The sequence below is a fragment of the Pseudomonas allokribbensis genome (assembly GCF_014863605.1).
Lineage (GTDB): Bacteria > Pseudomonadota > Gammaproteobacteria > Pseudomonadales > Pseudomonadaceae > Aquipseudomonas > Aquipseudomonas allokribbensis.
This window is the reverse complement of record NZ_CP062252.1, coordinates 1,377,833-1,389,865: the sequence shown is the minus strand read 5'-3', so window position 1 is coordinate 1,389,865 and position 12,033 is coordinate 1,377,833. Positions and strand designations below refer to the sequence as shown.

The following is a 12,033-nucleotide window of genomic DNA, read 5'->3' as shown; positions in this document are numbered from 1 at the left end:
GGAAGGACTCCCCTCATTCATGACAAAGAGGCTAACGGGCATGCGTCACCATTCGGTCATCCACACGCCGAAACTCAGCGACTATCAGGAACTGACCCGGGTCTGGGAGGCCTCGGTCCGCGCGACCCATGATTTTCTGCCGGACAGCTATATCGAGCTGCTGCGCAATCTGGTGCTGACCCGCTACCTCGATGCGGTGATGCTGATCTGCACCAAGGACAGTCACCAGCGCATCACCGGTTTTGCCGGCGTGGCGGCGGGCAAGATCGAAATGCTGTTCATCGACCCCGAACATCGCGGCCAAGGCCTGGGCAAAAAGCTGCTCAATTATGCGATGCAGCACCTGAACGCCGATGAACTGGACGTCAACGAACAGAACCCGCAGGCCCTGGGTTTTTACTTCAAACAGGGGTTCGAGGTGATCGGCCGGTCGGAAGTCGACGGCATGGGCCAGCCTTATCCGTTGCTGCACATGCGTCTGAAACAGCCGGAACAGCGCGCCGTACGCGGCTAAAAGCCACAGCGTACAAATGCAATCGCGATTAACCGGCGCCAGGCAGGTACAATGCCCACCCCTTTTTTGTTACGGCCCTGTCATGACTGACCCGATTCGCCTCTCCAAACGCCTCATCGAACTGGTCGGTTGCTCCCGCCGGGAGGCCGAGCTGTTCATCGAGGGCGGCTGGGTCACCGTGGACGGCGAAGTCATCGACGAGCCGCAGTTCAAGGTCGGCGACCAGAAAGTCGAGCTCGACAAGGACGCCAAGGCCACCGCGCCGGAGCCGGTGACCATCCTGCTCAACGTACCGGCGGGCATGGACACCGACACCGCCATGCAGTCGCTGAACGCCGAGACCCTCAGCGAAGAGCACCGCTACGGCAAGCGTCCGCTGCGCGGGCATTTCCTGCGCCTGACCGCCAGTGCCGACCTGCAACCCAAGGCCAGCGGCCTGCTGGTGTTCACCCAGGACTGGAAAGTGCTGCGCAAGCTCACCGCCGACGCGGCCAAGATCGAGCAGGAATACGTGGTCGAAGTCGAGGGCGAGATGGTCGCTCACGGCCTCAATCGCCTGCAGCACGGCCTCACCCACAAGGGCAAGGAGCTGCCGCCGGTCAAGGCCAGCTGGCAGAACGAAAACCGTCTGCGCTTCGCCATGAAGAACCCGCAGCCGGGGATCATCGCCCAGTTCTGCGAAGCGGTCGGGCTGAAGGTCGTCGGCATCCGCCGCATCCGCATCGGCGGCGTATCGATCGGCAAGGTGCCGGCCGGCCAATGGCGCTACCTGTCCGGCAAAGAGAAGTTCTAAGGCCTCTGTTGCCGCCACACATTCCGGCATCGCGCCTGCGCGGTGCCCACAGCGAAAGATCAGGACTGCAAACATGGTTCATAACGACGTATTGCGCAGCGTGCGCTACATGCTCGACATCAGCGACAAGAAAGTCGTCGAGATCATCAAACTCGGCGGCCTGGACGTGACCCTCGCCGACGTGGTGACCTGGCTCGACAAGAAAGAAGAAGACGAAGAAGGTTTCGTGCGCTGCCCGGACGAAGTCATCGCTCACTTCCTCGACGGCCTGGTGGTGTTCAAGCGCGGCAAGGACGAAAGCCGTCCGCCGCAGCCAATCGAAGTGCCAGTGACCAACAACATCATCCTGAAAAAGCTGCGCGTGGCCTTCGAACTGAAAGAAGACGACATGCACGCGATTCTCAAGGCCGCCGAGTTTCCGGTGTCCAAGCCTGAGTTGAGCGCGCTGTTCCGCAAGGTCGGCCACACCAACTACCGTCCGTGCGGCGACCAGTTGCTGCGCAATTTCCTCAAGGGTCTGACGCTGCGCGTTCGCGGCTGATCCCTTTCAGAACGGCGACTTCGGTCGCCGTTTTCATGCATGCCCCTCCATTCCCTGCAAAAATAGTGGCTCCGCTTTTCGCGGCCGGCGACTAGGGTGTACTGAACCCTAGCCCTCAGGATTCGCCATGCACCCGTATTTTTCCCTGCAAGGCCGCACCGCCCTGGTGACCGGCGGCACCCGTGGTATCGGCAAAATGATCGCCAAGGCGTTTGTCGAGGCTGGCGCCCGTGTGTATGTCTGCTCCCGGGACGCTGAAGCCTGTCATCAAACCGCTGAAGAACTCGGTGCATTGGGCTCCTGCCAGGGGGTGGCAGCGAATCTGGCGACCGAAGAAGGCGTAAAAGAACTGGCAGCTCGATTGGGCGAACAGATTACCCATCTGGACATTCTGGTGAACAACGCCGGCACCACCTGGGGCGCGCCGCTGGAGAGCTACCCGGTCAAGGGCTGGGAAAAGGTCATGCAGCTCAACGTGACCTCGGTGTTCAGTTGCATCCAGCAATTCCTGCCTTTGCTGCGCAAGGCTGGCTCGGCAGCGAATCCCGCGCGGATCATCAACATCGGCTCAGTGGCGGGAATCTCTTCCTTCGGCGAACAGGCCTACGCCTACGGGCCGAGCAAAGCGGCCCTGCATCAACTGTCGCGGATTCTCGCTCGTGAACTGGTGAGCCAGCACATCAACGTCAACGTCATCGCGCCGGGGCGCTTCCCGAGCAAGATGACCCAGCACATCGGCAGTGACCAGCAGGCACTGGCCGAGGACACTGCGCTGATTCCGATGAAACGCTGGGGCCGCGAAGAAGAAATGGCGGCGCTGGCGATCAGCCTGGCGAGCACTGCCGGGGCCTACATGACCGGGAATATCATTCCGCTGGATGGCGGGTTCAGTCTGTAGACCGGCGACGCGCCCGGACGGGTTATCATGCCCGCCCTGCTCCGTTTCGAATGCAAACCATGACTTACAGCGTCTCCCCCATCGGCTTCGTCCGCTCCTGCTTCAAGGAGAAGTTCGCCATCCCGCGCCAGCCGCAACTGGCCCCCGCCGCCCGTGGCGTGCTGGAACTGGTGGCGCCGTTCGATCAGGGCGATGCGGTGCAAGGATTGGAGCAGGTCAGCCATGTCTGGCTGCTGTTCCTGTTCCATCAGGCGCTGGAGGAAAAGCCGCGACTCAAAGTCCGCCCTCCCCGCCTGGGCGGCAACAAGTCCATGGGCGTGTTTGCCACCCGCGCCACTCACCGGCCGAACGGCATCGGTCAGTCGGTGGTGAAGCTGGACAAGGTCGAGGCCGATCGCTTGTTCATCTCCGGCATCGACCTGCTGGACGGCACGCCGATTCTCGACATCAAACCCTACGTGCCCTACGCCGATATCATCGCTGACGCCTCCAACAGCATCGCCAGTGCCGCGCCGCAACTGATCGACGTGCAGTGGACAGACGCGGCGCTGCAACAGGCGCATACGCACGCTCAGCGCCTTACCGAACCTTTGGTCGAGCTGATCGAGCAATGTCTGGCCCAGGATCCGCGTCCGGCGTATCAGACGCCCGCGCCAGAGCGCGAATACGGTGCGCAGTTCTGGGATCTGGATGTGCGTTGGCACTATCCGACGCCGGAGCAGATCCGCGTCCTGGAAGTCATCCCCGCCAACGACTAAATCCCGGAAACGAAAAAGCCCGCGTTGCCTTCTCAGGCAACGCGGGCTGATCGTTCCCACGTCGAGGCGTCGAACCGTCTGCGTGGGAATGCATCCAGTGACGCTCTGCGTCACCTATAAACAGCTTACTTCTCGACGAACGCACGCTCGATCAGGTAATCACCCGGCTCGCGCATCCGCGCCGAGATCTTCAGGCCGAAGCTGTCGAGCACTTCGCTGGTCTCGTCGAGCATGCTCGGGCTGCCGCAGATCATCGCGCGGTCGTCCTGCGGGTTGATCGGTGGCAGGCCGATGTCGCTGAACAGCTTGCCGCTGCGCATCAGGTCGGTCAGACGACCCTGATTCTCGAACGGTTCGCGGGTCACGGTCGGGTAGTAGATCAGCTTGTCACGCAGCGCCTCGCCGAAGAATTCGTTCTGCGGCAGGTGCTCGGTGATGAACTCGCGGTAGGCGACTTCGTTGACGTAACGAACACCGTGAACCAGGATCACTTTCTCGAAGCGCTCGTAGGTTTCCGGGTCCTGGATCACGCTCATGAACGGCGCCAGACCGGTGCCGGTGCTCAGCAGGTACAAATGCTTGCCCGGGTTCAGGTCGTCCAGCACCAGGGTGCCGGTAGGCTTCTTCGAGATGATGATCTCGTCGCCTTCCTTCAGGTGCTGCAGCTGGGAGGTCAGCGGACCGTCCTGCACCTTGATGCTGAAGAACTCGAGATGCTCTTCCCAGTTCGGGCTGGCGATCGAGTAAGCGCGCATAAGCGGGCGGCCGTTGGGCTGTTGCAGGCCGATCATCACGAACTGACCGTTCTCGAAGCGCAGGCCCGGATCGCGGGTGCACTTGAAGCTGAACAGAGTGTCGTTCCAGTGATGAACACTGAGGACACGCTCGTGGTTCATGTTGCTCATGTACGTGGGACTCCTGGAGATTGATCTGCGCTTGCCCGGCTGGTCTTGAAGAATGCCGACGGTGCGCAATTGCATCGCATTCTAATAGCGCCGACAATATCTGTTAACTGGATTATTAAGATAAGGGTTATCGGTTATATCGATATGCGATTTACTCTTCGTCAACTGCAAGTCTTCGTCGCCGTCGCCCAGCAGGAAAGTGTGTCCCGTGCTGCGGGTCTGCTCAACCTGTCGCAATCGGCCGCCAGCACTTCCATCACCGAACTGGAGCGCCAGTCCAGCTGCCAGCTGTTCGACCGCGCCGGCAAACGCCTGAGCCTCAACGCCCTCGGCAAACAGTTATTGCCGCAAGCGGTGGCCCTGCTCGATCAGGCCAAGGAAATCGAGGACCTGCTCAACGGCAAATCCGGTTTCGGCTCGCTGTCGGTGGGCGCGACCCTGACCATCGGCAATTACCTGGCGACCCTGCTGATCGGCGGTTTCATGCAGCGTCACCCGGAAAGCCAAGTGAAGCTGCACGTGCAGAACACTGCCAATATCGTGCAGCAAGTGGCGCATTACGAAATTGATCTGGGTCTAATCGAAGGCGATTGCAGCCACCCGGACATCGAAGTGCAGAGCTGGGTCGAGGATGAGCTGGTGGTGTTCTGCGCCCCGCAGCATCCACTGGCCAAACGCGGCAGCGCGACCATGGAAGAGTTGACGCACGAAGCGTGGATTCTGCGCGAACAAGGCTCCGGCACCCGCCTGACCTTCGATCAGGCCATGCGTCACCATCGCAGCGCGCTGAACATTCGTCTGGAGCTGGAACACACGGAAGCGATCAAGCGCGCCGTGGAATCAGGTCTGGGGATTGGCTGTATTTCGCGCCTGGCGCTGCGTGACGCCTTCCGGCGCGGCAGCCTGGTGCCGGTGGAGACGCCGGATCTGGATCTGGCGCGACAGTTCTACTTCATCTGGCACAAACAGAAGTACCAGACCTCCGCCATGCGCGAGTTTCTCGATCTGTGCCGCGCCTTCACCGCCGGGGTCCAGCGCAGCGACGAGATCGTCTTGCCGACGATCGCTTAAAGCAGAATCACCGCCCACACCAGGGCAATCATGCTCAGTGCCACGAATTGCGCGGCGCTGCCCATGTCCTTGGCGTTCTTGGACAGTGGGTGCAGCTCCAGGGAAATGCGGTCGATGGCCGCCTCCACCGCGGAGTTCAGCAGCTCGACGATCAGCGCCAGCAGGCACACAGCGATCAGCAACGCCTGCTCGACACGGCTGACATTCAGGAAGAACGTCAGTGGAATCAGCACCACGTTAAGCAGCACCAGCTGACGGAACGCCGCTTCACCGGTGAAGGCTGCGCGCAAACCGTCCAGCGAGTAACCGGAAGCGTTGAGGATGCGTTTCAGGCCCGTCTGGCCCTTGAAAGGTGACATAAAGTAGATAACCGACCAAAAAGAAGTGGGGAAGCTAGATCAACGAAAGTCAAAAAAGCGTGAAGACGCCAGCTATTACTGGCTCGGAATTGACTCAAGTTGTTGCAAGAGTAAAGCTGCCTGAGTCCGGGTCCGCACGTTCAGCTTGCGAAAGATCGCCGTGACGTGGGCCTTGATGGTCGCTTCCGACACGCTCAACTCATAGGCGATCTGCTTGTTGAGCAGGCCTTCGCAGACCATGGTCAGCACCCGGAACTGCTGCGGCGTCAGGCTCGCCAGGCCATCGCTGGCAGCTTTGGCTTCATCCGAAACGCTGACCGCTTCGAACGCCTGTGGCGGCCAGAACACGTCACCGTCCAGTACTTTGCGCACGGCTTCCTGAATCACGCTCAAGTCGCTCGACTTGGGAATGAAACCGCTGGCGCCGAACTCCCGCGACTTGACCATCACCGAAGCTTCTTCCTGCGCCGAAACCATCACCACCGGAATCTGCGGGTACTGCCCGCGCAACATCACCAGCCCGGAAAATCCGAAAGCGCCCGGCATGTTCAGGTCCAGCAGCACCAGATCCCAGTCAGCCTTCTCGGTCAGACGCGCTTCCAGCTCGGCGATGCTCGCCACTTCCACCAGCCGTACATCCGGGCCGAGGCCCAGCGTCACCGCTTGATGCAGTGCGCTACGAAAAAGAGGGTGATCATCGGCAATCAGGATGTCGTATGTGGCCATTTTTCAAATGATCCTGTTTTTGATGGCAGACCCGATGCATTCGAGTCTCACCAAGGCAACTCAAGATGCCGACGCTTTTGCAGCGGCATCCACAGGGGCACGTTCAACGCCAATCACGGACAAAAACGGCGTTTCAAACCTTGGCCGCACCCCAATCGGCGCCAAGCATGCCCAGCGAAGCCGGGGTGGTCAAGCAACACGGCCACTGCTTTAGCAGTATGGGCCAGTATCAGACGGGCACCGGCTGCGCATTTCGAATGAACGGCAGCAACTCGGCATGGGCCGGCGTCGACACGTTCACATCAAGCTGCTGTTTGGCCCCCAGGTAATGCTGGCTGAACACATCGAAATAGGCGTCCAGCGCCGACGCGGCGTCCGTGTCGCCCGCCAGTTCCAGGCACAGCGCCGCCACTTCGGCGGTGCACAGGTGCTCGCTGCGGGTCGAACGACGCAGGCGATAGCGCGACAGTTTGTCGGGCAACAGACTGAGGATCGGCAAGCGGTCGAAGTACGGGCTCTTGCGGAAAATCTTGCGGGCCTCGGTCCAGGTCGCGTCCAGCAGAATGAACAGCGGACGCTTGCTGCTATCGAGATCCACGGTGTTGGTCACCCGCGAAGGTTCGACGTACTCGCCGGGGAACACCAGATACGGCTGCCATTGCCGGTCGTTCAGCAGCGCCAGCAGTTGCTCGTCCGGTTCGGTCCGGGACCAGATGAAGGCGTGATTGTCCTGCACGATGTCGGCAATCAGCCAGCCGGTATTGCTCGGCTTGAACACTTCCTTGCCGGTCATGATCAGGCAGACACCGGAACGGGTGTCGACAGTCGGGCGCCAGGCGCACAGGCAATGGCTGATGATCACCCGACAGTCACGGCAACGTTCGGAGCGAAAGCCTCGGGCCTGAATCGGCTTGATGCCCTCATCCTCACGCTGATCGCGCAGGCGGGCCACGGCGTTGGGGGCATGGTTCATTGCGGGCGACGCCGGCTGACAGGAAAACTCGACACGAACAACTCTCGGCAAGGCAATAAAGGCCGGCAGTTTATCAGAGCGACGGGCACAAGCCTGTACCCTCCCGACCGGCTCCCCTATAATTCGCCGCCACTGAACGCACAGCCACGGGGCTGGTCGAACCACCAGTCACTGAATCAGGAGAGTTTCATGCTGCGCCTTATCGTTCCTACCGCGGCCATTGCGCTGGCGTTGTCCTTCAGCGCACAGGCTGCGTCCCTGAAAGAACAGAACCTGAACAAGGAACTGCAAAACGTCGCTGCTCAAAGCAGTGCCGGCACGCCACGAGCGATCAACGAAGACATTCTCGATCAGGGCTACACCGTCGAAGGCACCACGCTGATCAACCACCTGAGCGTGCAGGCAAGCCACGCCGACAAGATGCGTGCCGATCCCAAGGCCGTGTATTTCCAGCTGGGCGCCTCGGTCTGCAACAACCCGTCGTACCGCAAGCTGATGGCCAAGGGTGCCGTGATGCGTTACGACTTCAGCGAAGTGAAGACCAACAAGGCAATCGGTTCCGCCAGCTATCAGGAATCGGATTGCCCGAAAGCCGCACCGGCGAAGAAAAAGTAACTTTCCGCAAAAGTAACTATCTGGAATTGGCGCGCCGTTGTTCATCCTCGGCGCGCAGTTCGGCCAACAAGGCCTGCAGATAACGCGAACGGCGATCCCCTCCCGACAAGCGCCGGCAGCACTCCTCTTCGAGACTCACATGATTGGTCTCGGCCGATGCTTTCAGCATTCGATACAGCTGCGTATCGATCTCCAGAATGACTCTGGTCATGTGTCCCGCCTCCTTGCCACCCGCAAATCCTTGAAGAGCGTGCACCTTGCGTACGGTCGTTGACGCAAAGTTGTCGTACGGCGCCTTTAACTTAGTAAATCAGAGCATTCAGCCCTCGACGTGGCATCGGACGAGCGGTGAAAACACTTCGCAAAGCGACAATAAGCAGTTGCCAGGAAAGACTTTGCGGCGCAATGCTCAATGAGCGAGAAATGCTTTGAGGGTCTAGATTCAAAGTATTCCCGATCATTTTATTAACGGCAGGAAAGGAGCTGCCGGCTGTTTGTTTTCTTGCAGCGCGGCACTGACGCCGCACGTCAGGGCCGAAGGCTCTGTGCAGAAGGAGAAGTTGCATGCCTTACCAACCGAATGACCTGCTCAGCCGTCATTTTCAGGAAAGCGGCCACGACCTCACCGGCAAGGTCGAAGAACAACTCAACCTGGTTTCCCCCAACAGTCCGAATATCCCCATTTACCGCGACATGATCCTGACCGTGCTGCGCATGGCCCAGGAAGATCACAACCGCTGGAACGCCAAGATCACCCTGCAAGCCCTGCGTGAACTGGAGCAGGCGTTTCGAACGCTTGAACAGTTCAAGGGCCGGCGCAAGGTCACGGTGTTCGGTTCGGCGCGCACGCCGGTCGAGCATCCGCTGTACGCCATGGCACGTGAACTGGGCGCGGCTCTGGCCAGATCAGACATGATGGTCATCACCGGTGCCGGAGGTGGAATCATGGCCGCCGCGCATGAAGGGGCCGGTCGTGATCACAGCCTGGGCTTCAACATCACCCTGCCCTTCGAACAGCACGCCAACCCTACCGTGGACGGCACCGGAAATCTGCTGCCCTTCCACTTTTTCTTCACGCGCAAACTGTTCTTCGTCAAGGAAGCCGACGCACTCGTGCTGTGCCCCGGCGGCTTCGGCACACTGGACGAAGCACTGGAAGTACTGACTCTGATCCAGACCGGCAAGAGCCCGCTGGTGCCGGTGGTACTGCTCGACGCGCCGGGCGGCACGTTCTGGCAAGGGGCGCTGGATTTCATCCGTCATCAACTGGAGGAAAACCGCTACATCCTGCCAACCGACCTGAAACTGATGCGCCTGGTCTACAGCGTTGAAGAGGCGGTGGAGCAGATCAACCAGTTCTACAGCAACTTCCACTCCAGCCGCTGGCTCAAGCGTCAGTTCGTGATTCGGATGAACCACAGGCTCAGCGATCAGGCACTCGATCACATGCAGGAAGCCTTCGCCGATCTGTGCCTGAGCGACCGGTTCCATCAACACGCCTACAGCGGCGAGGAACACGACGAGGCGCAATTCAGCCATCTGGCGCGACTGGCCTTCGCCTTCAACGCCAGGGATCACGGGCGCCTGCGCGAGCTGGTGGACTTCATCAACCTGCCGGAAAACTGGGCCCAGTCCAGACCACAAACGGCGCAACACAACCGCGAACCCTCGAAGGTAATCTGAAGGCAAAAAAAAAGCGGCCCGCTATTGAAATAGCGGGCCGCTTTTTTATTTTTTGATTGAAGCTGGAGCCGATTTAATCGTCCATCCCTCTGCCGCTGAACAAGCGGTTGATCATCTCCATCGAGAACCCTCGATACGCCAGAAACCGGCCTTGTCTGGCTCGCTCCTTGGCGTCGACGGGAAGCTGTCCGGAGAACTTCCGTTGCCACGTGTCCGTTAGCTGCTCCTGCCAGCTGATACCGCTCTCACGCAAGGCAAGTTCGATATCGGCACGCTGCAAGCCGCGCTGGCTGAGTTCCTCACGAATCCGTAACGGGCCATAACCTGAACGGGCGCGGTAGGAAACAAAGCTTTCCAGATAACGGGCTTCGGAAAGCAGACCTTCTTCCGTCAATCGGTCGAGGGCTGTTTCGATCATCTCGGGTGGGGCGCCGCGCTGACGCAGTTTACGCGTCAGCTCGACTCGACCGTGCTCGCGACGTGCGAGGAGGTCCATTGCGGTTCGCCGCACCGCGACGAGGGTATCGAGTACGGCGGTTGTCATCGGTGCAATCAGATGTCAGCGTCAGCCAGGTCATCTTCGGTCTCTTTGACCGCAGATGCCTTGGAGTCAGCGATCACGGCTGGCGACAGCAGCTTGTCACGCAGTTGCTTCTCGAGCTTGGCCGCGACTTCCGGGTTGTCTGCCAGGAACTTGGCCGAGTTGGCCTTGCCCTGACCGATCTTGGTGCCTTCGTAGGCATACCAGGCGCCGGACTTCTCGACGAAACCGTGCAGCACGCCCAGGTCGATCATCTCGCCGTTCAGGTAGATGCCCTTGCCGTAAAGAATCTGGAACTCGGCCTGACGGAACGGCGAAGCCACCTTGTTCTTCACAACCTTGACACGGGTCTCGCTGCCGACCACTTCGTCGCCTTCCTTCACCGCGCCGGTACGGCGGATGTCGAGACGAACCGAAGCGTAGAACTTCAGCGCGTTACCACCGGTGGTGGTTTCCGGGCTACCGAACATCACACCGATCTTCATGCGGATCTGGTTGATGAAGATCACCAGGCAGTTGGCGTTCTTGATGTTACCGGTGATCTTACGCAGCGCCTGGGACATCAGACGGGCTTGCAGGCCCACGTGCATGTCACCCATTTCGCCTTCGATTTCAGCCTTCGGTACCAGTGCAGCCACGGAGTCGACGATGATCACGTCAACGGCGTTGGAGCGCACCAGCATGTCGGTGATTTCCAGGGCCTGCTCGCCGGTGTCCGGCTGGGAAACCAGCAGGTCGTCGACGTTGACGCCCAGTTTGCCGGCGTACTCAGGGTCGAGGGCGTGTTCGGCGTCGACGAATGCGCAGGTCGCGCCGGCTTTTTGGGCCTGGGCGATCACGGACAGCGTCAGTGTGGTTTTACCGGAAGATTCAGGACCGTAGATTTCAACAATACGACCTTTTGGCAGGCCGCCGATGCCGAGCGCGATGTCCAGACCCAGAGAGCCGGTGGAAATGGCCGGGATCGCCTGACGATCCTGATCGCCCATACGCATTACGGCACCCTTGCCGAATTGACGTTCGATCTGACCCAGGGCCGCAGCCAAGGCTTTCTTCTTGTTGTCGTCCATTAAAGTCCTCACGTAATCAATAAGGCCTGACGGCCAACACCTGTATAAGTAGCCAGTATTATTCCACAGCGTTCGCGGATCGCCTACCCCTGATTTTCGATTTCTCGTGCCGCTAGTCGCAGGAGCCCCTCTAGCGCGGCCTTCACCGTTTGTCGGCGGACTTCATCGCGATTGCCGGGGAAGTGCTGCACCTCGCTGGAAACCGCATCCCCCACACCCCAGGCCAGCCACACCGTGCCCACCGGTTTGCCCGGCGAACCGCCGTCCGGCCCTGCAATACCGCTGACCGCCACGGCAAATCGCGCTCGGCTGTGTTTCTGCGCGCCGCGCACCATCGCCTCGACCACCTCGCGACTAACGGCGCCCACCGTCCCGAAGAGTTCGGCGGGTACGTTCAGTTGCTGGGTTTTCTGTCGGTTGGAGTAGGTCACATAACCGGCCTCGAACCATGCCGAACTCCCCGGAATCCGGGTAATCGCTTCAGCGATGCCGCCGCCGGTGCAGGACTCGGCCGTGGTGACGTGGGCATTGAGCAACTGCAGGCGTCGGCCAAGTTCGGCCGCCAGTTGGGTGAGGTCTTTCACGG

General features: G+C 60.2%; 16 protein-coding genes. 8 read left to right on the top strand and 8 right to left on the bottom strand.

Going from position 1 to position 12,033, the window contains the following annotated elements:
• Positions 1-40 precede the first annotated feature (40 nt).
• From IF199_RS06280 to tsaA, 5 genes are all read left to right on the top strand, one after another.
• Positions 41-514 carry a GNAT family N-acetyltransferase gene (locus IF199_RS06280; protein WP_096819559.1) on the top strand — a complete coding sequence of 158 codons (474 nt, stop codon included), beginning with the start codon at positions 41-43 and terminating at the stop codon, positions 512-514.
• A gap of 82 nt (positions 515-596) precedes the next feature.
• Complete coding sequence (locus IF199_RS06275; protein WP_192559938.1) at positions 597-1,307, top strand: rRNA pseudouridine synthase; 711 nt, start codon at positions 597-599, stop codon at positions 1,305-1,307.
• A 73-nt stretch (positions 1,308-1,380) separates the two neighbouring features.
• Positions 1,381-1,848, top strand: a complete 468-nt coding sequence (locus tag IF199_RS06270; RefSeq protein WP_096819561.1) for a YehS family protein — start codon at positions 1,381-1,383, stop codon at positions 1,846-1,848.
• A gap of 127 nt (positions 1,849-1,975) precedes the next feature.
• Entirely contained in the window at positions 1,976-2,746 is a 771-nt protein-coding gene (locus IF199_RS06265; protein ID WP_102621518.1) for an SDR family oxidoreductase, read from the top strand.
• A gap of 59 nt (positions 2,747-2,805) precedes the next feature.
• Positions 2,806-3,504 (top strand): tRNA (N6-threonylcarbamoyladenosine(37)-N6)-methyltransferase TrmO, encoded by a 699-nt coding sequence (gene tsaA / locus IF199_RS06260; RefSeq protein WP_192559937.1) that lies wholly within the window; start codon positions 2,806-2,808, stop codon positions 3,502-3,504.
• 125 nt (positions 3,505-3,629) lie between these two features.
• Here the strand turns inward: tsaA and fpr are convergent, their stop codons facing one another.
• Positions 3,630-4,409, bottom strand: a complete 780-nt coding sequence (gene fpr / locus IF199_RS06255) for a ferredoxin-NADP reductase (RefSeq protein WP_007908723.1) — start codon at positions 4,407-4,409, stop codon at positions 3,630-3,632.
• Positions 4,410-4,553: 144 nt separating this feature from the next.
• Here fpr and IF199_RS06250 point away from each other — a divergent pair, with 144 nt between their 5' ends.
• Positions 4,554-5,480 carry a LysR family transcriptional regulator gene (locus IF199_RS06250; protein WP_085729869.1) on the top strand — a complete coding sequence of 309 codons (927 nt, stop codon included), beginning with the start codon at positions 4,554-4,556 and terminating at the stop codon, positions 5,478-5,480.
• On the opposite strand, the gene IF199_RS06245 is transcribed toward IF199_RS06250, so the two are convergent.
• The 3 genes from IF199_RS06245 to IF199_RS06235 form a co-directional block, all read right to left on the bottom strand.
• Positions 5,477-5,839 carry a diacylglycerol kinase gene (locus IF199_RS06245; RefSeq protein ID WP_003222276.1) on the bottom strand — a complete coding sequence of 121 codons (363 nt, stop codon included), beginning with the start codon at positions 5,837-5,839 and terminating at the stop codon, positions 5,477-5,479. The genes IF199_RS06250 and IF199_RS06245 overlap by 4 nt on opposite strands.
• Before the next feature lie 75 nt (positions 5,840-5,914).
• Positions 5,915-6,565, bottom strand: a complete 651-nt coding sequence (gene erdR / locus IF199_RS06240) for a response regulator transcription factor ErdR (RefSeq protein ID WP_095119237.1) — start codon at positions 6,563-6,565, stop codon at positions 5,915-5,917.
• Between the two features lie 229 nt (positions 6,566-6,794).
• Positions 6,795-7,538, bottom strand: a complete 744-nt coding sequence (locus IF199_RS06235; protein ID WP_192559936.1) for a tRNA-uridine aminocarboxypropyltransferase — start codon at positions 7,536-7,538, stop codon at positions 6,795-6,797.
• Positions 7,539-7,727: 189 nt separating this feature from the next.
• Here IF199_RS06235 and IF199_RS06230 point away from each other — a divergent pair, with 189 nt between their 5' ends.
• Complete coding sequence (locus IF199_RS06230) at positions 7,728-8,153, top strand: PA3611 family quorum-sensing-regulated virulence factor (RefSeq protein WP_096819565.1); 426 nt, start codon at positions 7,728-7,730, stop codon at positions 8,151-8,153.
• Between the two features lie 16 nt (positions 8,154-8,169).
• Here the strand turns inward: IF199_RS06230 and IF199_RS06225 are convergent, their stop codons facing one another.
• Entirely contained in the window at positions 8,170-8,364 is a 195-nt protein-coding gene (locus IF199_RS06225) for a hypothetical protein (protein WP_096819566.1), read from the bottom strand.
• A 353-nt stretch (positions 8,365-8,717) separates the two neighbouring features.
• Here IF199_RS06225 and IF199_RS06220 point away from each other — a divergent pair, with 353 nt between their 5' ends.
• Entirely contained in the window at positions 8,718-9,836 is a 1,119-nt protein-coding gene (locus IF199_RS06220) for an LOG family protein (RefSeq protein ID WP_096819567.1), read from the top strand.
• Between the two features lie 73 nt (positions 9,837-9,909).
• Here the strand turns inward: IF199_RS06220 and recX are convergent, their stop codons facing one another.
• The 3 genes from recX to IF199_RS06205 form a co-directional block, all read right to left on the bottom strand.
• Entirely contained in the window at positions 9,910-10,380 is a 471-nt protein-coding gene (recX, locus tag IF199_RS06215) for a recombination regulator RecX (protein ID WP_096819568.1), read from the bottom strand.
• An 8-nt stretch (positions 10,381-10,388) separates the two neighbouring features.
• Entirely contained in the window at positions 10,389-11,447 is a 1,059-nt protein-coding gene (gene recA, locus IF199_RS06210) for a recombinase RecA (protein WP_003222269.1), read from the bottom strand.
• Positions 11,448-11,530: 83 nt separating this feature from the next.
• Positions 11,531-12,031, bottom strand: a complete 501-nt coding sequence (locus IF199_RS06205) for a CinA family protein (RefSeq protein ID WP_192559935.1) — start codon at positions 12,029-12,031, stop codon at positions 11,531-11,533.
• Positions 12,032-12,033: the final 2 nt, after the last annotated feature.

What these genes read in the sequence shown, in the direction of transcription:
- fpr (WP_007908723.1), bottom strand. Translation starts at nt 4,409, where the DNA reads ATGAGCAACATGAACCACGAGCGTGTCCTCAGTGTTCATCACTGGAAC.
- IF199_RS06245 (WP_003222276.1), bottom strand. Translation starts at nt 5,839, where the DNA reads ATGTCACCTTTCAAGGGCCAGACGGGCCTGAAACGCATCCTCAACGCT.
- IF199_RS06235 (WP_192559936.1), bottom strand. Translation starts at nt 7,538, where the DNA reads ATGAACCATGCCCCCAACGCCGTGGCCCGCCTGCGCGATCAGCGTGAG.
- tsaA (WP_192559937.1), top strand. Translation starts at nt 2,806, where the DNA reads ATGACTTACAGCGTCTCCCCCATCGGCTTCGTCCGCTCCTGCTTCAAG.
- IF199_RS06250 (WP_085729869.1), top strand. Translation starts at nt 4,554, where the DNA reads ATGCGATTTACTCTTCGTCAACTGCAAGTCTTCGTCGCCGTCGCCCAG.
- recX (WP_096819568.1), bottom strand. Translation starts at nt 10,380, where the DNA reads ATGACAACCGCCGTACTCGATACCCTCGTCGCGGTGCGGCGAACCGCA.
- IF199_RS06225 (WP_096819566.1), bottom strand. Translation starts at nt 8,364, where the DNA reads ATGACCAGAGTCATTCTGGAGATCGATACGCAGCTGTATCGAATGCTG.
- recA (WP_003222269.1), bottom strand. Translation starts at nt 11,447, where the DNA reads ATGGACGACAACAAGAAGAAAGCCTTGGCTGCGGCCCTGGGTCAGATC.
- IF199_RS06280 (WP_096819559.1), top strand. Translation starts at nt 41, where the DNA reads ATGCGTCACCATTCGGTCATCCACACGCCGAAACTCAGCGACTATCAG.
- IF199_RS06220 (WP_096819567.1), top strand. Translation starts at nt 8,718, where the DNA reads ATGCCTTACCAACCGAATGACCTGCTCAGCCGTCATTTTCAGGAAAGC.
- IF199_RS06270 (WP_096819561.1), top strand. Translation starts at nt 1,381, where the DNA reads ATGGTTCATAACGACGTATTGCGCAGCGTGCGCTACATGCTCGACATC.
- IF199_RS06230 (WP_096819565.1), top strand. Translation starts at nt 7,728, where the DNA reads ATGCTGCGCCTTATCGTTCCTACCGCGGCCATTGCGCTGGCGTTGTCC.
- erdR (WP_095119237.1), bottom strand. Translation starts at nt 6,565, where the DNA reads ATGGCCACATACGACATCCTGATTGCCGATGATCACCCTCTTTTTCGT.
- IF199_RS06265 (WP_102621518.1), top strand. Translation starts at nt 1,976, where the DNA reads ATGCACCCGTATTTTTCCCTGCAAGGCCGCACCGCCCTGGTGACCGGC.
- IF199_RS06275 (WP_192559938.1), top strand. Translation starts at nt 597, where the DNA reads ATGACTGACCCGATTCGCCTCTCCAAACGCCTCATCGAACTGGTCGGT.